We start from the raw sequence: 19,599 nt of genomic DNA on the forward strand, positions 1-19,599 counted from the left end.
TTTGTCTCGATCTGCGCAGGTTAGCGCGCGCCTGTAGGCGGCGCCATGGGAAAAGACCGACAAATCAGATCCCATTGCGCGAAACAGCATGTATTGGGCTCCTAGCCCGTTTTAATACGATACTTTCTGAACTTCGCACCCTCATACTCAATCTCACCGACATAATGCGCACCCAACCGTGCCAAAGCCCCCAATTTTCGACGCGATAGAGGCAGTAAAAACGTCACGAACGGGATGCGCGGGTCCGCAATAGCAAATTCAATTGCCTGTCGCGTGATCCGCGAGCCTAATCCAAAATATTCAGGCCTCAGAACCAAACCATAGTCCCACTCGTCGCTTTCTTTTTGGAACCCACCCCAACCTATGTATGTATCGCCCTGCAATATTGCCCAATGCCCAAGCCCGTCACGCACCCAGTACTCTTCCTTGACCTGAACAAATTGGACGACGGCTACGTTGTCCCATCCGCTTGTTAACAGAGGCAAATGTTCAGCCAAGCGAGGATCAGACATGTGCGAAAGAATATCTTGCGGATCAACCTCGGGTAGGCGTGTAAAGGTCAGTTTCATCTCAATCTCTGATCGTGACAACATAGTAGAATTCAGGCGATCAATTGGCTGAGCGTTAAAAAAAGCCGGGCCATGGGGCCCGGCAGTCCAACAGGGAGGTGCATGTCATAACCCGGACATGCGCGGGTTGGGAGTAATCTAAAGATACCTACAGGGTATCACTTTGATCCAAGTCAATCCACCATTAGTCAAGCAACAAGGCGATATCCGCCCGATTCTGTGACCAAAAGGCGCGCATTTGACGGGTCGGGTTCGATCTTCTGACGTAGACGGTAGATGTGTGTTTCCAATGTGTGCGTCGTAACACCGGCGTTATAACCCCACACTTCGTGCAGCAGGACATCGCGCGCGACAACGCCATCGGTCGACCGATAGAGAAACTTGAGAATGTTTGTTTCTTTCTCAGTCAGACGGATCTTGCGATCATCTTCGGTCATCAGCATCTTCATCGCTGGCTTGAAGGTGTAGGGGCCAAGAACAAATACTGCATCCTCGGATTGTTCGTGTTGACGCAGTTGGGCCCGAATGCGTGCCAAAAGAACCGGGAATTTGAAAGGCTTGCTGACATAGTCGTTTGCACCTGCATCCAGGCCAAGGATCGTATCGGCATCACTGTCGTGCCCGGTCAGCATCAGTACAGGGCTTTTGACACCTTGCTTGCGCATCAGGCGGCACAGCTCGCGGCCATCGGTATCGGGCAGGCCGACATCTAGAATAACCAGATCATAAATCGCTTCGCGTGCACGCTCCATTGCGGACTGACCATCTGATGCTTCGAACACATCAAAATCTTCGGTCATCACGAGTTGCTCGCTGAGCGCTTCGCGCAAATCTTCGTCATCATCCACCAGCAGGATTTTCTTGAGCTGAGCCATGTCCGGTCCTCCTAAGCCTTTTCCATCACTTGCGTACGGAGAATGCAATCAGCAAGATATACTGCAGTCGCCTCACGGCCTCGTGTCTGTCGCATAGGAATTGTTTCACATTTCCCATTGATCAGGGTAGGAGAAAGACAAATCGTTATAGGGTAACATACATGAGTCTCGTCCCCAACATAACTGAACTGCTGGCGCGGGCGCGGGCCGACCTGCGAATGGGCGTTCCTGTCGTTCTAACGGATGAACTGGGATTCGGTGTTCTTGCGTTCGCCACGGAAACGCTGAGCCCGCAGAGACTGGCAGACTTGCGTACCCTTGGTGGAGAACCGGTTGTGGCCATTACAATGCGGCGCGCCGAAACACTAAAAGCGCGCGCGTATGACGGCGATCTGGCCCGGGTCATGATCCCTGCGGATGCCGAGCTAAGCTGGGTCCAGGCGGTCGCAGACCCCTCCGACGATCTGAACGCGCCCATGAAAGGGCCGTTGATGACCCAGCGGCAGGGCAGCGCAAATTTGCACCGGATCGCGATTGCGTTGGCCAAATCGGCCCAACTTCTACCCGCGACTGTGGTTGTTCCCATCGATGAGAGCCATGAGTTTGCAACAACGCATGGGCTTACCCGTATCGATCATGCACGCGCGGCACCACATCTAACCGATCGAAGCGCGTTGCACCCTGTCGTCGCCGCGCGTCTCCCGATGGAAGTGTCAGAGGCTGGTCGCCTGCACGTATTCCGCCCTGAAGACGGCGGAGAGGAACACTACGCCATTGAGATCGGACGTCCAAACCGAGACAAACCCGTCCTCGCTCGGCTGCATTCAGCCTGTTTTACCGGTGATCTTATGGGCAGCCTGAAATGCGACTGCGGTCCGCAATTGCGCGGAGCTCTAACTCAGATGGGCGCCGAAGGTGCGGGGGTACTGCTCTATCTGAATCAGGAAGGCCGCGGCATTGGACTCGCCAACAAGATGCGCGCCTATTTTTTACAAGATCAGGGCTTTGATACGGTTGAAGCCAATCATCGATTGGGTTTCGAAGATGACGAGCGGGATTTTCGACTGGGGTCTGACATCCTGAAGTCTCTGGGGTTCAGTTCGGTGCGTCTGCTAACCAACAACCCCGCTAAGATCGCGATGATGGAGCGAACCGGAATCGCCGTCACTGAACGCGTTCCGCTGAAGGTGGGCGAAACCGATTTCAACCGCTCATATCTTGCAACCAAAGCGGCGAAATCGGGTCATTTACTGTGACACCACGCGATCTGGTTCTAACACCTCGGGGCATACGGTTTCTGGGGCGCATGTTCCCCTGTGCGATAGGCAGGGGATCTTTGAGTCGAACCAAACGGGAAGGTGATGGGGCTACACCTGTGGGCGCACATCATATTGTCGGGATGCTCTACCGCGCTGACCGAATGTCGCGGCCCGCTTCTTGGGCGCGCCCTATCGGAACAAACGATTTATGGTCAGACGACGTAGAAGACACCGCCTATAATCATCTGGTTCATGCGCCTCACGGCTACAGCCACGAAAAACTGCGTCGTCCCGATCCGTTGTACGATCTGATACTTATAACCGACTGGAATTACCCTGACTCGATACCCGGTCAAGGTTCGGCCATATTCCTGCATCAGTGGCGACGACCGCGCTATCCCACAGAAGGCTGCATCGCCTTCCGGCGCGACCATCTACGATGGATCGCGCGGCAGATTGCACCGGGTAATCGGCTGATTATTCCTCAGGCTTAACGCGCGCACCAAAGATGGCTGATCCGACGCGAACGTGAGTCGCGCCCAAGGCAATTGCGGATTCGAAATCGCTGCTCATCCCCATCGATAACCCGTCCAACCCGTTCCTTTCGGCTATTTTTGCCAAAAGCGCGAAGTGCAGCGCGGGTTCTTCTTCGACCGGTGGTATGCACATCAATCCACGAATGGTCAGGTCAAGGCCTCGGCATTCAGAGATAAATGTGTCCGCATCAAGTGGAAGTACGCCTGCCTTCTGATCCTCTTCACCCGTATTGACCTGAATGAACAGATCCGGGCACTTGCCCATCTCTTGCGCCAATCTCGCCAGCGTTTTCGCAAGCTTGGGCCGGTCGACCGAATGGATCGCATCGCAAAGCTCGATCGCCTGCCGTGCCTTGTTGGTCTGCAGCGGTCCGATCAAATGCAAATCGACATCTGGATAAATTTCCCGGAACGCGGGCCATTTGCCCGCTGCCTCCTGAACCCGGTTCTCTCCAAAACACCGATGGCCCTGTTGCAAAACGGCTTCGACCCGATCGTTGGGTTGAACCTTGGAAACCGCGATCAACTTTACAGACCCAGTGGCGCGCCCGGATGCGTATTCCGCTTTTGCGATACGGTCGGTGATATCTTGCAGCGACATGCGGCCTCTCATTTTGCGTTTGCTGCAGCAAAACATCATGTAGACGAAAAAGAAAAGGGCAGGTCCGAAGACCTGCCCTTAAACCTTGCGGTTCAAATCAACTTAGAAGTTGAAGTTGACACCAAAGTCTGCGCGAACGCGCTCGTCGCCATCACCGGAGCGTGACTGGCCAAGGCCACCTTTCAGCGACACACCGCCACCCAGATCATGGATGAAGCCAATGCCGTACGCCTGGACATCGTCGTCCGCGCTACCGTCACCGTATGCGGCGGTCAGAGTGGTCGCCGCGCCAAAGTTGTAGGCCAGCGAGAAACCATACGCGGTGCCGTTGCGCGCATCGTCTGCAACGTCATCGTCAGCTACAAACAGGGTACCGTTGAAGTCGCCGAAGTCAGCACCCAGGGTCAGTACAGTCAGAGTGTCTTTCTCACCACCGAACGGACGGTCGGTCTGACCATAGGCCAGAGCGGCTGTTACGTTGCCGAAGGTGTAAGTTGCACTGATATCCCAGCGGTCGCCGCTGTCGGTGTCTGCACCGGCAGTTGCGGTTTCAGCAAAAGTGGCTTGGTCATACGACGCGCCAAAGGCGAAATCGCCAACTGCGTACTGGAAGAACACAGCGTTCGAACCTGCGCCGGTCGACGAGAATGCCAGGAAGTTGTAGTCAACAGCGGCATACTGACCGATGAAGAATTCCAGGCCAGGCTCGTTACCGTAGTAATTTGCCAGGTTGTCGAAGGCACCCGATACGTTGCCCGCGTCAACACGCAGACCGCCGTAGATTGCCGAGAAGCGCGCGCCGCTCAGCTGAGCTGTGCCTGCTTCGCCGTTGCCGGCGTTTTCGTCAGCTTGCAGACGAACACGAGCCGAGAACTCAACACCACCGTCGGTTTCTGCGGTGCCGTCGATGTTCAGACGGAAACGCGAGATCAGGATTGTGTTGTCGGTGTCAACGCCAGAAGCGGTGCCGCCATCAATCGAATCAACGGTGCCGGTACGGTCTTCCAGGTAACCAATACCAAAGCGGCCATAACCGCTGAATTTAACGTCGGCCGCTGCAACACTTGCGGTTGCGATCAGAGCGGTCGATGCGAAGAGAACTTTTTTCATCTTGTTTCCCTCGGTTTCAAAGATATTTCTACTCGACACATGCAAAGCACGCGTCTCAGCACGGACATCGTTTCGCTTTTTTTACCCCGGTTGCGCAAGCTTGGCATAAACGCTCTGCCGTCATTCAGATCGAATTGGTGCAAGGATGCCACAGTCGATTTTCCGCCAGGTCCTGTGGGCAACTCACGCCCATATGTAAAGAATAGGCTTGTTGCAGCACCACTCCTTGTCTAGGAGTGACATTCAAACAGTACAAAACAAGTAAAACAGGACCTTCCAACGATGCGCCTGATAACGATTCTGGGTTTGATCATGGTGACGGCGACTGTCTCTGCCTGTAGTCGTGGGCGACTGCCGCCAGGAGACGCCAGCGTTTTGACCGTCGACGGCAGCTCGTCAGAAGAGCGTGAGCTGAATGATCCGAATCGTACGACGATATGGGACATCTTCGGCCCGGACACATCCGAGCAGGTCACGCAGGTAAACCGCTATCTTTGGGCCGCGTCCCTGGACGTGCTAAATTTCCTGCCCATTGAAGAGGTTGATCCGTTTACAGGTGTGATCGTTACCGGTTACGGAAGGCCGCCCGGCGGCGGGCGGTCGTATCGCGCAACGGTACATATTAGTGATCCAGCGCTCGAGGCGCGCTCACTTTCTGTAGCGCTTCAAACCAGTGGCGGTTCCCCGGTCAGTGCGGCAACCTCTCGCGCGGTTGAGGATGCAATCCTATCCCGGGCCCGTCAGCTACGGATTGCTGACAACAAGTTCTAGCAACCCGCAAGAAATCACAATAATACAACGCCGGGTTCATGCCCGGCGTTTTCATTCACGAAGGACCGCACCATGTCGCGCTACTCGGCCAACGAAATCGAAGCAAAATGGCAAGAGGCCTGGGACAAGGCCGGAATCTTCACCGCCAACCACAAGGCGGACAAGCCGAAATACTACGTGCTTGAAATGTTCCCCTATCCCTCAGGCCGCATTCATATGGGGCATGTGCGCAACTATACGATGGGCGACGTGATCGCGCGGCATAAACTGGCGACCGGACATAACGTGCTACATCCGATGGGCTGGGATGCCTTCGGAATGCCAGCCGAAAATGCCGCGATGGCAATCGGCGGCCACCCTAAAGACTGGACCTACGGCAACATCGCCGACATGCGCGGGCAGATGAAACCGCTTGGTCTGTCGATCGATTGGTCCCGTGAATTTGCCACCTGTGATCCGGAATACTACGGCCAACAGCAAGCGCTGTTCCTAGATATGCTTGAGGCCGGTCTTGTCTACCGCAAGAACGCCGTAGTGAACTGGGACCCGGTCGACATGACCGTTTTGGCCAATGAACAGGTGGAAAACGGCCGTGGCTGGCGTTCGGGCGCCTTAGTGGAGCGTCGGGAACTGACACAGTGGTTCTTCAAGATCTCGGATTATTCCGAGGAGCTACTCGACGCGCTAGACACGCTGGACAACTGGCCCGCTAAGGTGCGCCTGATGCAAGAAAACTGGATCGGCAAGTCGCGCGGCCTTCAGTTTGGGTTCGAACGAACCGATGGCGAAGAGCCTATCACCGTCTATACGACTCGTCCCGACACGCTGCTGGGGGCATCTTTTGTAGGCATCTCGCCTGATCACCCGATCGCCAAGCAGCTTGAGGCCGAAAACCCCGAAGTTGCTGAATTTGTTGCCGAATGCCGCAAGGGTGGCACGACCGAAGAAGCCATCGAAACGGCCGAAAAGCTGGGTTACGACACCGGCATCCGCGTCAAGCACCCTTTGGACCCGAACTGGGAGCTGCCGGTTTGGATCGCCAACTTCATCCTCATGGACTATGGCACCGGAGCAATCTTCGCCTGCCCGGCCCATGACCAGCGCGATCTGGATTTCTGCCGCAAATACGACCTGCCGGTGATCGACACGTTCTTCGCACTGGACAGTGACACACCGGTCGACAAAATCGCCTTTGTGCCGCCTAAGACCGAAAAGGTCCGCTGGGTGAAACATTTTGCCGGTCTGACCGAGGCGACCGGTGATGAGGCGATTAACGCGACGGTCGATTTCGCCGAAAAAGCAGGATGGGGTGAAGGCGTCACTAAGTACCGCCTGCGCGACTGGGGTCTGAGCCGTCAGCGGTATTGGGGTTGTCCGATTCCCGTTGTCCATTGCGACAAATGCGGCACCGTGCCAGAGAAGAAAGAGAATCTGCCGATTCAGCTGCCCTATGACGGTGGCAACGGCGAACCAATCGACTTTTCGATCCCGGGCAACCCGCTGGACCGTCACCCCAACTGGCGTGACACCCCTTGCCCGTCCTGCGGCGCACCGGCCAAGCGCGAAACCGACACGATGGACACGTTCGTCGATTCGTCGTGGTATTTCGCCCGTTTCACTGCGCCGCGCGCGGAATCGCCTACCGATCTTGCCGAAGCCGAGTATTGGATGAATGTCGACCAGTATATCGGTGGGATCGAACACGCGATTCTGCACCTGCTCTATTCCCGTTTCTTCGCCCGGGCGATGAACATCACTGGCCACCTGCCGAAAAAAGCCATCGAGCCCTTCAATGCGTTGTTCACGCAAGGCATGGTCACGCACGAGATCTACCAGACGCGCGATGCTAAGGGCCGACCGGTCTATCACCTGCCCGAGGATGTGACCGACGGCAAATTGGCCGACGGCACCGAGGTCGAGATCATCCCCTCGGCCAAGATGTCGAAATCCAAGAAAAACGTGGTTGATCCGGTAAGCATCATCTCGGCCTTCGGTGCCGATACCGCGCGCTGGTTCGTGCTGTCCGATTCGCCACCCGAACGTGACGTGGAATGGACCGCGTCCGGCGCTGAAGCCGCGTTCAAGCACCTGAGCCGGGTGCACCGGATCGCATCGGAAATCGTCGGGTCGGACGTGGCCGCCAATGCCGAGGACGAAGCGCTACTGCGCGAGATGCACAAAGCCATTCACGATGTGTCAGGCGGCGTCGAATCCTTCGGCTTCAACGCCTCGATCGCCAAGCTTTATGCCTTCACCAACACGCTGGCGAAATCAAAGGCGGGCACCGCAGCCAAGCGCGAGGCCGCAAAAACGCTGGCACAGCTTATGTCGCCCATGACCCCTCACCTGTCAGAAGAGCTTTGGCAGATGCTGGACGGCGAAGGTTTGGTCGCAACAGCACCGTGGCCTGTGGCCGATGAAGCGATGCTGGTCGATGACACCATCACCCTGCCCATTCAGATCAACGGCAAGCGCCGTGCAGAAATCAGCGTTCCGAAAGACATGGACAAGGCAGAGGTTGAAAAAATCGCGCTCAGCACCGAAGCTGTGCAAAAGGCGCTGGATGGCGCTGCTCCGAAAAAAGTGATCGTTGTTCCGGGCCGAATCGTAAATGTCGTCGTTTGATCGCAGAACCTTGCTGTTGATGCCGCTCGCGCTTGCCGCTTGCGGGTTCGAGCCGGTCTATGCGCCCGGAGGATCAGGCTCGGCTCTGGATGGCAAGGTCGAGGTATCAGCACCGAATACGGTCGAAAGTTTTCTGCTTGTCCAAAATCTGGAGCGTAAATTGGGCCGAAGCGCGACCTCCGGCAATGAATACAAACTCGATGTCGGGGTTTCGACGGTCACCCGCCGGGCCTCGATCACGACGGCAAATGAAACCAATCGCTATACGATTGATGGCAATGCCAGATACGAGTTGAAGTCCAACGCGACCGGGCAGGTCCTTGCCTCTGGACGGGTCACAGATTTCGTCGGTTATTCTGCCGCTGGCTCGACCGTCTCAACATTGGCTGATGAACGCGACGCGACCGAGAGATTGATGGTGATCCTGGCCGATCAGATCGTAAATCGTCTATATGCCACACCGGGCCTGTCCGCATGAAGCTGAGCCCGCGCGAGGCTGAGGGATATTTTGCCAAGCCGGATGAGGGCAATGCGGGTCTGCTGATCTACGGCACGGACGCCATGCGGGTTGCCCTGAAACGCCAACAGGTACTGGCCGCCCTGCTTGGACCCGGCGCGGAAGAAGAAATGCGCCTGACCCGAATCCCTGGAAGTGAGCTGCGCAGCGACCCGGCCTTGTTGCTGGACGCAGTAAAGGCGGTCGGGTTTTTTCCCGGACCCCGCGCGGTATTTGTCGAAGACACGACAGATGTGGCAGCGCCTGCGATTCTCGCCGCTTTGGAAGACTGGGATCATGGCGACGCACAAATCGTTGTAACCGCTGGTCAGCTCAAACCCAGCTCAAAAATCCGCAAAGCGTTTGAGGCGAACCCGGCAGCGTACGCCGTTGGTATCTATGATGATCCACCCTCTCGGGCCGAGGTGGAACGAATTCTAGCGCAAGCCGGGTTGCAAAGTATTCCACGTGATTCGATGTCGGCCCTCAGCGAGCTCGCCATGGCGCTGAGCCCCGGTGATTTCACGCAAACCGTTGAGAAACTGTCACTTTACAAGCGTGGCGACACAAGCGAACTGACGATAGAAGATATCGAGGCATGCGCGCCAAGGTCGACTGAGGCTGCTCTGGATGATGTGTTGAACGTTATCGCCGAAGGCCGCGCGCAAGAGATCGGGCCGCTGATCCGGCGGTTGCAGGCACAGGGTACCAACGCGGTAACCTTGTGTATCGGTGCCACGCGACATTTCCGGACTCTTTATGCCTGTGCGTCAGATCCAGGCGGGGCGGCACATGGAATCGGCAAATTGCGCCCTCCGGTCTATGGCAAACGGCGCGATCGGATCTTACGGCAAGCCCAGGGTTGGGGGGCACAGAAATTGCAGACCGCATTAACGGTTCTGACCGATACTGACCTGTCCTTACGCTCGGCTGGCCAAACCGCACCAGCAATGGCGCTGGTGGAGAGGGCCATGATCCGCTTGGCAATGCTGGCCAGATCCGGCTGAAGCCTAGCGGTTCAACCATTCAACTGCCGACCGCCCAGCCCATCGACCCGTCGCCAGACAGCCGGTCAGAAGATAACCGCCAGTTGGTGCTTCCCAATCCAGCATCTCGCCTGCGCAGAATACGCCAGGTAAAGCGGTCAGCATCAAGCCTTCATTCAGAGCATGACGCTCAATTCCACCTGCAGTAGAGATCGCTTCATCCATCGGGCGCAGGCCAGAATGGTGTAAAGGCAGGTTCTTCAGGGTCTCAGCCCAATGCGAAGGTGCCAAATCGCTGCCTTTGGTCATTTCATGAAACAAAGCGACCTTCTGCGAAGACAGGCGCAAACCATTCTTCAGCCAATGCGACAAAGTCGCCTTGGGTTTCTTCGCACTCAATCGCTCATGCAGCGCATCTTTCGAAACATCCGGAACCAGATCCACAAAAAGCGGCAAGCCATTCCGAAGTGCCGGCGTCAGAGAATACAGTCCCCCACCTTCCAGGCCCTTTGCGGAAATCGTCGCCTCACCTCGGCTTTGAAATTGACCTGCCCACCATCTCACCGACTTTAGGGCCGCACCAAAATGAGGCTGCATATACGGGCTCCAATCGATTGATAGAGCCGCATTTGCAGGTGCGAACGGGGCCACGCTGACACCTTGTTCTACAAGCCAAGGTGCCCATGCCCCATCCGATCCAAGCCGCGCCCAACTGGCGCCGCCGAGCGCTAATATAGTCGCGTCTGGGGTGCAAAACTGCGCCCCAATGGGCGTTGCAAACACCAACGCACCATTTTGCCAACCTTTCCAACGCCATCGGGTTTTGATCTCGACACCAGCCCGATCAAGTCGGGTCAACCACGCCCGCAATAAGGGCGATGCCTTCATCGCTTTGGGAAATACACGGCCAGTTGAACCTGTGAAAAGTTCTTGCCCCAGACCACCGGCCCAAGACATGACCGCCTGCGCGTCAAACGCTTGGATCATCGGATGCAGCCAGTTCGCAGCTTCCCCATATGCGGAAATAAGAGTCTCAAAGGGTTCGTCTTTGGTCAGGTTCAGCCCAGACTTTCCTGCCATCAAAAATTTGCGCGCCACCGAAGGTTTCGCTTCGGCCACAAGAACCTCATGCCCTGCAGCAGCAAGTTGCTCGGCAGCAATCAATCCCGCTGGTCCTGCTCCTATGACAACGGTTTGCGCCATTGTGTCCCTCTTGCCCAATGCACGCTTCGGCGCAAAGTTAGTTCATGGCAAATTCTGATCCGATCTGCCCGCTCTGTAACCGCCCGATCCCTGAAGGGGGTGGTAGCCTGCACCATCTGATCCCAAAGCTCAAAGGAGGCAAGGGCGGGCCAACCGTTTTATTGCATCAGATCTGTCACAAAGAAGTACATGCAACACTCACCGAGGCCGAATTGGCGCGCGACTACAACACGGTCGATTCGCTGCGCACGCACCCAAGGCTGGAAAAGTTTCTGGATTGGGTGCGTAAACGCCCACCGGGTTTTCGTTCAAAGGTGCCCGGTAAACGGCGTGGACGTTAACCACCCGGAAGCCATGGATCACCAAACGCATCCTCTTGTGGATCTGCCAATCCTTCGACCTCAATCCCAAGATAATCCGGCACCGGCGCAAACCGAGCACTTGGGATATGTTGGAACTCCAACGTCGTGTAGGGGCGCTTCCACAGCCATTCGCGATTCTCGACTGCCCAGAGATCGGGGTTAGGAGGCGCGTCGGCTGTAAACGCATAGAAATGCAGATCAAAGCCGTAAGGTTCGACATCTTGCATAGATAGCAAAGTCATTCCCTGGGATCGGCAAAACGCATCTTCAGCGGCGATGTCACCAGTCCGCAAGGTGATCTGACCAATGTGGGCCTCGGCAAATGGGGTGTCCGGGCTGGCGGCTTCGTCGGGTCGGTTACCCTCGAAATCATGCTGCAGCAGTTCGATAACAAACCCCTCGGGATCACTCAGATGGCACATGTAGCCAATGTCCAAAAACTGTCCCGGCGCGCTGACCGCGATACCCTTCTGGTGCAGGATGTCCGCTGCAAGATCAACATTCGGCAGCGTGATCCCAATCTTCCAATAGCGTTGACCACGGTCGTGGCGGTAGCCGCCGCCACCCGGCATCAGTAAAAGATCGGCATCCAAGCCGGGGTATCCCACGCGGCGATTGGCACCTTCGGCCTGAACCGACATACCAAGCGCATCACGATAGAACGCGGCCAACCCATCCGGATCTGTCACTCGCAAGCGCAGTGCAGCCATTCTCATGGGCACAATCCGGCGATACCAGCTGCAATTGCTGGGTCAGCAGACAGACTGTCTGCTACCAACTCCCGCGCGGTGGGCATCAGTAGATCGGCCTCGACAACCCGATCAACCAACCCAAAGTTGTACGCTTCTTCGGCCGAGATCTTTTGCCCGGCCATCAAGATCATTTTAGTTCTGGATGGGCCAATCAAAGCGGCCATCCGTTTCGGATCAGAGGGTTGCGGCAAAAAACCCAGCTTCATGACTGGATAGAAAAACTTGGCTGACGGAACTGTGATACGCAGATCACAGGCCAGAACCATACCGTTGGCCCCACCCGCCAGCGTGCCATTGAGCGCCGCCACCGTCAGGCAGGGCAACGCAGCAATCGCACCCGAAAGTCGTTCCCACAGATCTGAGGTTGCAAGTCCCGCCCGCGCTTCCTCGAGATCTGCACCTGCGCTGAAAACCCGGCCTACGCCGGTCAAGATCAACGCGCGGGCCTCAGTTGCGGTCTCTGCGATGTGGACCAATTCACCCAGCATCGCTGAAGTCAGTGCATTGGCCTTTTCCGGGTTGTTCAACGTGACCGTCCACAACCCGTCTTCTTGGGTCAGATCAATCACGTCAGACCAACTCGTTTGCGAATTTCTTCATTGCGCAGCGATATCTCGGTCCCCAAAAACTCATCCGCATCCGCCGAACACATCCACATCAACGCCCGAGCCGGCCAATCTGCGGGGATATGATCGTCCCAATCCAGCTGGCTGACCGGGTTGATACCGCTGGCCTTGATCACCCGCTGCATATCGGTGGCCACGGTCCCCGGCGACAAGCCCATGGCGCGGATGCCATGATGCGCCTCTTCCAAATGCACGCATTCCGTTAACATCTTGGCACCAGCTTTGGAGGCGCAATAGTGGCTCCAGGCTTCCACCGGATTAGACGCCGCGCCGGACGAGACGGTCAAAACCGTGCCCCCGCCTGACGCCCGCATGATGGGCAAAGCCGCGCGCATTCCATAGAAGATACCTTTTAGATTGATATCGATCGCATGGCTCCAAGCCTGTGTATCCGCGTTCGACAGATGAAAAATCGGATCGATCACACCCGCGTTCCCGATCAGCACGTCCAGCGCACCAAACCGATCAATGCAGTCGGCAACTGTCTGTTCTACCTGCGCAAAATCGCTGACATCGCAAGCCAATGCGATCACATTTTCACCCAGCGCCGCAGCCAGCGCTTCGATCTGATCACGGCTGCGCGCGACCAGAGCCACATGGGCCCCGGCTGCGGCAAAAACGCGCCCGGCTTCTGCGCCGATACCTCGGCTGGCCCCAGTGATCAGTACAGTTTTCCCTTGCATATGCATCGCTTAAATCCCTGCATTTGAAATTGTCTTAACTCGTACCCCGCAAATGGGGAATTGGTCCACCCCTTCCCCCTTGACGCTGATCGCTACAGGCACGACGATGCCGTCAAATTGATCAAGAAGGGTTCTCTTATGACTGTTTTCCTTCGCCGCAGCTGCGGTGCAGCTTTGGCATATGCCGTTGCCACAAACGGCGCATTTGCAGATGTAACAGCCGATGATGTCTGGTCCGACTGGCAGGCCTATCTGGGCGGGATGGGCTATGACGTAACGGGTGAGCAGAGCGTATCGGGCAGCGTCACAACCATCTCGAACATGACGATGGCAATGGCGATTCCGGATACCGAAGGCACATTTGATATGGTCATCCCCGAGATGACGCTGACCGAGAATGGCGACGGCACTGTCAATATCGGGTTCCCTGCCAGCTTTCCAATGACAATTTCGGGTGAGGCTGAGGGGGAGACATTCTCGGCCGATCTGGTCTATTCTCATGACGCTCTGGAAATGGTCGTGTCGGGTACTCCCGAAAATATGACTTACGACTATACGGCGAACAGCCTGTCTCTGACGCTGGACTCGATGGAATTCGACGGTGAGACTGCGCCAGATGACATGTTGGCCCTGAATGTCCAGATGAACGATATTGCTGGCGCTTCCCGGATGGAAATCAACGAGAAGCGCAATATAGAGCAGCAACTTACCGCTGGCAGTCTGTCCTATGACGTCGCCTTTAACGAGCCTGATAGCGAAGATACGGGCCGGATCAGCGGCAAGCTTGATGACCTGAAATTTAACGGTGATACAATCATCCCACCCGGCATGGATGTCGCAAGTATTGAAGACATCTATAAGGCAGGGTTTGCCGCGTCAGGGACCTTTACCTATGCCTCGGGTAGCACCGAAATGGCGGGTACATCCGAGGGCGAACCGTTTTCGCTGAGCAGCAGTTCCGAGGGTGGCAGATTTACCGGCAGCATCGATGCCCAGAGACTTGTTTACGATCTTGCGCAGAACGGCACGAAGCTGGCGGTCACAACGGCCGACCTGCCGTTCCCGATCGAAATGGCAATGGCCAATGCCGGGCTGAAATTTGAGTTCCCCGTTCAGGCGTCGGAAGAGATCCAGCCCTTCGGGTTTGGTATAAACCTGACCGATTTCACCATGTCCGACATTTTGTGGAGCATGTTTGACCCTGCAGGCGCGCTGCCCCGTGATCCGGCAACCATTGCGTTGGATACGACCGGCACCGCCAAGGTTCTGGTTGATTTCATGGACCCAGAAGCAGTGGAAGAGCTTGAGACATCTGATGTGGTTCCGGGCGAGTTGCATTCAATGAAGATCAACGAACTGCTTGTGTCGCTGGTCGGGGCAGAGTTGACCGGGAACGGAGACTTCACGTTCGACAATTCCAACACCGAAGAGTTTGATGGTCTACCCGCCCCGTCGGGCGTCGCCAATCTGAAACTTGTTGGGGCCAATGCTCTGCTCGACAAGCTGATCGGCATGGGCTTTGTCTCGGAAAACGACGCGCTGGGTGCCCGTATGATGATGGGTCTGATGGCTGTTCCAGGCGAAGAACCCGACACGTTGAATTCGAATATTGAGTTCACCGAGGACGGACAGATTCTGGCCAACGGTCAGCGTATCAAGTGATCAACATATGGGGAAAGGCCGCAATCGTGGCCTTTCCCGCCTGAGGCACATTACGCTATTGTGCTGCAGGCCTTGCGGGACGAACGATCCGAGGCTAGGTCCAGTATAACCAGACCGGAGGCCTCATGACCCGAACACCTCAGAACATCAGCGACGAACTGCTGGACGCAGCCCGCAGGGCTGGCGCCGAAGCGGCCGATGCCATTGTTATTGATGGTTCATCCGTTTCTGTCGAGGTGCGTGGTGGTGCGCTGGAACATGCCGAACGCTCGGAAGCAACCGATCTGGGGCTGCGGGTTTTTCTGGGCAAGCGTCAGGCGATCGTTTCCACTTCAGACAGCCGTCCCGAGACCCTCAAAGCGATGGCCGAAAGGGCTGTTGCCATGGCCCGGGAAGCCCCGGAGGATCCGTTTACCGGTTTGGCTGAACCCGACCAGTTGATCACCGACTGGGACATGGATGCACTGGAACTTTTTGACACGGCCCCTGAACCCAGCGCCGAAGCTCTGATGCAGGACGCGTTGGCTGCCGAAGCAGCGGCGTTGGAAGTTGCGGGCGTATCGCAGGTTTCTGACGCGGCGGCGGCTTATGGCACTCACCGGGTCCATCTTGCCGCGACAAACGGCTTTTCGGGTGGCTACATGCGCAGCAGCCGTTCAACCTCATGCGTTGCCATATCCGGCGCGGGCACGGGGATGGAACGTGACTATGACGGTGACAGCCGTACCTTTCAGTCAGATCTGCGCAGCCCGGCCGAGATTGGCCGAACAGCGGGTGAGCGCGCGGTTCAGATCGTGGGTGCGCGCAAACCGCAGACCGGCAGTTTCCCTGTCGTCTTCGACGAGCGTATTTCTTCGTCCCTGATCGGCCATCTGCTGGCGGCCAGCAATGGCGCCGCTATTGCACGCGGAGCCTCTTGGCTGAAGGAAAGCCTAGGGCAGCAAGTTCTGCCGTCACACCTGTCGCTGATCGAGGATCCGCATCGCCCGCGCATCTCCGGCTCGCGCCCATTTGACGCCGAAGGCCTTGCAACACACAGGCGGGCTATCGTTGAGGATGGCGTGCTGACTGGATGGACGCTGGATTTGTCCAGCGCGCGCAAACTGGAAATGAGCTCTACCGGGAACGCCGCGCGCGGCGTATCCGGGCCACCCTCACCCAGCAACTGGAACCTTAGTCTGACGCCGGGCGACAAAACACGTGCTGACTTATTGCGCGATATGGGGACAGGGCTGTTGGTTACGTCGATGATTGGCTCGACCATCAACCCCAATACCGGCGACTATTCCCGCGGTGCATCGGGTTTTTGGGTCGAAAACGGTGAGATCACGCACCCTGTCAACGAATGCACCATCGCGGGGAATCTGCGCGACATGTTGATGCGCATCATTCCTGCCAACGATGCGCGGGCTTACCTGTCGCGCGTTGTGCCCTCGCTGCTGATTGAAGGGATGACCCTTGCCGGCAACTGACCTGTCCCTGCTGATCGACGCCGCGCTTGAGGCGGGAAAGATCGCCACGCGCTATTCGGGCCCTGACGCCCAGCGCTGGGACAAACCCAAAGGCGCAGGACCGGTTACCGAAGCTGATCTGGCCGTCAATGCAATGCTCGAGCGTGAACTGCAGGCTGCCCGCCCGGACTACGGCTGGCTCAGCGAAGAAACCGAGGATTCACCTGATCGCCTGACCCGTAATCGGGTCTTTGTCATTGACCCCATCGATGGCACCCGCAGTTTTGCCGAAGGATCACGCACCTGGGCGCATTCGCTGGCCGTGTCTGAGCAGGGGGAGGTAACGGCAGCGGTCATTTATCTGCCAATGCGCGATCTGCTTTATGCCGCCGCAAAAGGGCAAGGCGCAACGCTGAATGGCAGACCCATATACGTTTCTGGGCGGGTGCAGCTGTCCGACGCCGAGATTCTGGCCGCAAAACCTAATCTTGATCCGCGCCATTGGCTGTCTGAGGCTGTCCCGGACTTTCGCCGAGTGTACCGGCCGTCACTCGCTTATCGGATGGCATTGGTTGCACAAGGACGGTTCGACGGAATGCTGACCCTGCGCCCCAGCTGGGAATGGGATATCGCCGCCGGTGATCTTATCCTGCGTGAGGCGGGCGGACGCTGTACAGATCGGTTAGGGCATCCACTACGGTTCAATAATGCTCACCCTCGCCTGAATGGCGTTGTAGCGGCGGGCTCAGAGGTACATGAAAATCTTCGTTCCAGATTGGACCCACGCGGGATCGGCATCTCAGCATGAGTAAACCACGATCTCTCAGCCTGGCGGCCTATCGGGTCCTTTCTTGGGGTGTTCCCAAGAACACCAGTTTTGCAGGTATAGCGCGTCCCGAGGGAGAAGTTTTATGGGTGCATGTCAGCACACCATACCGGCTGCGCGCCGTTGATGATTTCTGTCGCCGCTTGATGTCCGCGCGACCGGGTTTGTCGCTGCTTCTAACAGCGCCTCCCGACGCCGATATCGGAGAATGGGAAGAGTGCAGCTGCCAAATTCTAAAGCTCCCGGCCGAACACACCGGTGCCGCACGAGCTTTCCTGGACCATTGGCGCCCCGATATGGGACTTTGGTTCGGCGGTGGATTAATGCCAAACATCATTACCCGTGCGCAGGAACGGTCAATCCCGCTCGTACTGCTTGAGGCATTGGTTGAAGTGAAGACGGCGCGAGGTGGGCGTTGGCTCCCGGATATTACCCGTTATACGCTGGATTGCTTTACGACCATCCTCACCACAAATGATGAAACAGCACGCCAAATCCGGAGGTTGGGGGTCAACTCGGCAAAAATTTTGGTCGAACCTCCTCTTCATATCAGCCCCAACCCAACCCCTTGGCCCGAGGATGAATTGATCGAGACCAACCACATTCTGGCCGGTCGGCCAGTTTGGCTGGCCGCGTGGGTTCAGGCCAAGGAGTTTATTTCGGTACTCAGTGCACATCGCCAGGCACTACGATTGTTACCGCGTCTTGCTATGGTCCTACACGTGGCCGATGCATCCGAGGCCGCGCCATTGTACAAACGTTTAGAGGCGATGGACTTGCGATGCGCTAATTGGGACGAAGGTCATGCCATTGAGGATACAACGCAAGTCATCGTGACATCAGAACCCGAAGATCTGGGCCTTTGGCATCGTGTTTCAGCCGTGACATTCATGGGCAGTTCGTTGGAACGCAACGCAGGTGGTCAAGACCCGTTAATTGCAGTCGCGTTGGGATCGGCGGTGATTAATGGCCCGCATGTCGGCAATTACCAGGTCCTTTATGATAGGTTGAACCAAGCCAACGCCGCCATAACCATAAAATCGGCGACTGAGTTGGGCGATGGCGTAGTCGAGTTGCTGGCTCCGGACCGTACCGCAGACATGGCATTGGCCGGTTGGCAGATTGTAACCGAAGGCGCGCCACAGGCGGATCAACTGATCGACATGGTGCAAGACACGCTGGACCGGCGGAGGGCCCACCATGCGCGCCCCTGATTTCTGGAATTCGGCCCCCGATCAGTTGGACTTGCGGGCCAGATTACTTGCACCACTCGGCCGCATCTACGCGTCCGCGACAGCCCGCCGCGTGGCGAGCGGGCAGAGCCTCTCACCGGGGATACCGGTAATCTGCGTCGGCAACCTGAACGCGGGCGGCACCGGAAAAACGCCAACCGTAATATGGGTACTGGATTGTCTTAGGGGCATCTGGCACCAGCCTCATGTTGTCACCCGCGGACATGGTGGATCTCTGGAAGGCCCAGTACAGGTTGACCCAAGGAAACACACCGCGGCGCAGGTGGGCGACGAACCCCTTTTGTTGGCCGCATTCGCCGAAGTCTGGGTTGCCAAGGATCGTGCCGCCGGAGCACAGGCTGCCGCAGCTGCGGGCGCGACCGCAATTGTACTGGATGACGGATTTCAAAATCCCTCCGTCAACAAAGACTTTTCGATCATCGTGGTGGATGCCGCGCGGGGATTTGGCAACGGGCTGTGCCTTCCTGCCGGACCCTTGCGAGAACCTGTGGAAGCGGGGTTGAAGCGAGCTGATCTTGTATTGTCCCTTGGCGATTCCGAGGCGCAATCGATTTTCGCTGAAAGATGGAGCCACGCCCTTTCGGTGCCCCACGCCACGGGTGAGATGCGACCGCTGCAAACCGGAATGGACTGGAGCGATACCTCTGTTCTGGCATTTGCAGGCATCGGATACCCCGAGAAGTTTTTTGAAACTCTGCGGCAACAAGGCGCAAAACTGCTGCGCGCCGAAGCTTTGGACGATCACCAGCCGCTGACAACCGCCCTTATGAGCCGCTTGGAGAAGGACTCTAAAGCGTTGAGCGCCCAATTGGTTACGACCGAGAAGGACGCCGTGCGCTTACCTGCGGCGTTCCGAAGTAAGGTCCTGACACTTCCGGTCCGGCTACACATCAATCAGGATGAAATGGTCAAAGCGATGTTAACCAAAGTCGCGCCCTCACCCTGAACGAATG

At 57.0% G+C, this 19,599-nt stretch carries 20 protein-coding genes; 12 read left to right on the forward strand and 8 right to left on the reverse strand.

Going from position 1 to position 19,599, the window contains the following annotated elements; genetic code table 11:
- Nucleotides 1-101: 101 nt before the first annotated feature.
- Nucleotides 102-569: a GNAT family N-acetyltransferase gene (locus ACR0MQ_RS11870; protein ID WP_480608383.1), complete on the reverse strand. Its 468-nt coding sequence runs from the start codon at nt 567-569 to the stop codon at nt 102-104.
- A gap of 188 nt (nt 570-757) precedes the next feature.
- The gene (locus ACR0MQ_RS11875; RefSeq protein WP_008756096.1) at nt 758-1,444 is read right to left on the reverse strand and encodes a response regulator transcription factor; all 687 of its coding nucleotides are present in this window, start codon (nt 1,442-1,444) and stop codon (nt 758-760) included.
- Nucleotides 1,445-1,605: 161 nt separating this feature from the next.
- On the opposite strand from ACR0MQ_RS11875, the gene ribA reads away from it, so the two are divergent.
- Nucleotides 1,606-2,700: a GTP cyclohydrolase II gene (gene ribA / locus ACR0MQ_RS11880; RefSeq protein ID WP_480608386.1), complete on the forward strand. Its 1,095-nt coding sequence runs from the start codon at nt 1,606-1,608 to the stop codon at nt 2,698-2,700.
- Nucleotides 2,697-3,197 (forward strand): L,D-transpeptidase family protein, encoded by a 501-nt coding sequence (locus ACR0MQ_RS11885; protein ID WP_029621876.1) that lies wholly within the window; start codon nt 2,697-2,699, stop codon nt 3,195-3,197. The genes ribA and ACR0MQ_RS11885 overlap by 4 nt, the downstream gene beginning before the upstream one ends.
- On the opposite strand, the gene ACR0MQ_RS11890 is transcribed toward ACR0MQ_RS11885, so the two are convergent.
- Together ACR0MQ_RS11890 and ACR0MQ_RS11895 are read right to left on the reverse strand one after the other, a co-directional pair.
- On the reverse strand, nt 3,181-3,840 hold the full coding sequence (locus tag ACR0MQ_RS11890) for a YggS family pyridoxal phosphate-dependent enzyme (RefSeq protein WP_170771549.1): 660 nt from the start codon (nt 3,838-3,840) through the stop codon (nt 3,181-3,183). The genes ACR0MQ_RS11885 and ACR0MQ_RS11890 overlap by 17 nt on opposite strands.
- Before the next feature lie 102 nt (nt 3,841-3,942).
- A complete protein-coding gene (locus ACR0MQ_RS11895) occupies nt 3,943-4,950 on the reverse strand; it encodes a porin (RefSeq protein WP_170771551.1) in 1,008 nt (335 codons plus the stop codon).
- Between the two features lie 282 nt (nt 4,951-5,232).
- On the opposite strand from ACR0MQ_RS11895, the gene ACR0MQ_RS11900 reads away from it, so the two are divergent.
- From ACR0MQ_RS11900 to holA, 4 genes are all read left to right on the forward strand, one after another.
- Nucleotides 5,233-5,721, forward strand: a complete 489-nt coding sequence (locus ACR0MQ_RS11900; RefSeq protein WP_010440798.1) for a DUF3576 domain-containing protein — start codon at nt 5,233-5,235, stop codon at nt 5,719-5,721.
- Nucleotides 5,722-5,793: 72 nt separating this feature from the next.
- Entirely contained in the window at nt 5,794-8,346 is a 2,553-nt protein-coding gene (leuS, locus tag ACR0MQ_RS11905) for a leucine--tRNA ligase (RefSeq protein WP_480608391.1), read from the forward strand.
- Nucleotides 8,333-8,824 carry an LPS assembly lipoprotein LptE gene (lptE, locus tag ACR0MQ_RS11910; protein WP_480608394.1) on the forward strand — a complete coding sequence of 164 codons (492 nt, stop codon included), beginning with the start codon at nt 8,333-8,335 and terminating at the stop codon, nt 8,822-8,824. Before leuS ends, lptE begins: the two co-directional genes overlap by 14 nt.
- On the forward strand, nt 8,821-9,849 hold the full coding sequence (gene holA / locus ACR0MQ_RS11915) for a DNA polymerase III subunit delta (RefSeq protein WP_170771557.1): 1,029 nt from the start codon (nt 8,821-8,823) through the stop codon (nt 9,847-9,849). Before lptE ends, holA begins: the two co-directional genes overlap by 4 nt.
- Before the next feature lie 3 nt (nt 9,850-9,852).
- Here the strand turns inward: holA and ACR0MQ_RS11920 are convergent, their stop codons facing one another.
- Nucleotides 9,853-11,031, reverse strand: coding sequence for a TIGR03862 family flavoprotein (locus ACR0MQ_RS11920; RefSeq protein WP_170771559.1), 1,179 nt, complete (start codon nt 11,029-11,031; stop codon nt 9,853-9,855).
- A 44-nt stretch (nt 11,032-11,075) separates the two neighbouring features.
- Between ACR0MQ_RS11920 and ACR0MQ_RS11925 the strand changes: the two genes are divergently transcribed.
- Entirely contained in the window at nt 11,076-11,372 is a 297-nt protein-coding gene (locus ACR0MQ_RS11925) for an HNH endonuclease (protein ID WP_480608397.1), read from the forward strand.
- Here ACR0MQ_RS11925 and ACR0MQ_RS11930 read toward each other — a convergent pair.
- Genes ACR0MQ_RS11930 through ACR0MQ_RS11940 form a run of 3 tightly spaced genes read right to left on the reverse strand, consistent with a single transcriptional unit; the run spans nt 11,369 to nt 13,460 of the window.
- Complete coding sequence (locus tag ACR0MQ_RS11930; protein ID WP_480608399.1) at nt 11,369-12,109, reverse strand: VOC family protein; 741 nt, start codon at nt 12,107-12,109, stop codon at nt 11,369-11,371. The two genes, ACR0MQ_RS11925 and ACR0MQ_RS11930, sit on opposite strands and share 4 nt — an antisense overlap.
- On the reverse strand, nt 12,106-12,714 hold the full coding sequence (locus ACR0MQ_RS11935) for an enoyl-CoA hydratase/isomerase family protein (RefSeq protein ID WP_010440785.1): 609 nt from the start codon (nt 12,712-12,714) through the stop codon (nt 12,106-12,108). The genes ACR0MQ_RS11930 and ACR0MQ_RS11935 overlap by 4 nt, the downstream gene beginning before the upstream one ends.
- On the reverse strand, nt 12,711-13,460 hold the full coding sequence (locus ACR0MQ_RS11940) for an SDR family oxidoreductase (protein WP_010440783.1): 750 nt from the start codon (nt 13,458-13,460) through the stop codon (nt 12,711-12,713). The genes ACR0MQ_RS11935 and ACR0MQ_RS11940 overlap by 4 nt, the downstream gene beginning before the upstream one ends.
- A 132-nt stretch (nt 13,461-13,592) precedes the next feature.
- Between ACR0MQ_RS11940 and ACR0MQ_RS11945 the strand changes: the two genes are divergently transcribed.
- The 5 genes from ACR0MQ_RS11945 to lpxK all read left to right on the forward strand — a co-directional run bounded on the left by ACR0MQ_RS11945 (nt 13,593) and on the right by lpxK (nt 19,592).
- The gene (locus ACR0MQ_RS11945) at nt 13,593-15,116 is read left to right on the forward strand and encodes a DUF2125 domain-containing protein (protein ID WP_480608402.1); all 1,524 of its coding nucleotides are present in this window, start codon (nt 13,593-13,595) and stop codon (nt 15,114-15,116) included.
- Nucleotides 15,117-15,241: 125 nt separating this feature from the next.
- Nucleotides 15,242-16,588: a TldD/PmbA family protein gene (locus ACR0MQ_RS11950; RefSeq protein WP_480608405.1), complete on the forward strand. Its 1,347-nt coding sequence runs from the start codon at nt 15,242-15,244 to the stop codon at nt 16,586-16,588.
- A complete protein-coding gene (locus ACR0MQ_RS11955) occupies nt 16,575-17,375 on the forward strand; it encodes an inositol monophosphatase family protein (protein WP_480608408.1) in 801 nt (266 codons plus the stop codon). Before ACR0MQ_RS11950 ends, ACR0MQ_RS11955 begins: the two co-directional genes overlap by 14 nt.
- Nucleotides 17,372-18,607, forward strand: coding sequence for a 3-deoxy-D-manno-octulosonic acid transferase (locus tag ACR0MQ_RS11960; RefSeq protein WP_480608411.1), 1,236 nt, complete (start codon nt 17,372-17,374; stop codon nt 18,605-18,607). Before ACR0MQ_RS11955 ends, ACR0MQ_RS11960 begins: the two co-directional genes overlap by 4 nt.
- Nucleotides 18,594-19,592, forward strand: coding sequence for a tetraacyldisaccharide 4'-kinase (gene lpxK, locus ACR0MQ_RS11965; protein WP_170771575.1), 999 nt, complete (start codon nt 18,594-18,596; stop codon nt 19,590-19,592). Before ACR0MQ_RS11960 ends, lpxK begins: the two co-directional genes overlap by 14 nt.
- Nucleotides 19,593-19,599 lie beyond the last annotated feature (7 nt).

It is taken from the genome of Ruegeria sp. AN6, from assembly GCF_056540425.1.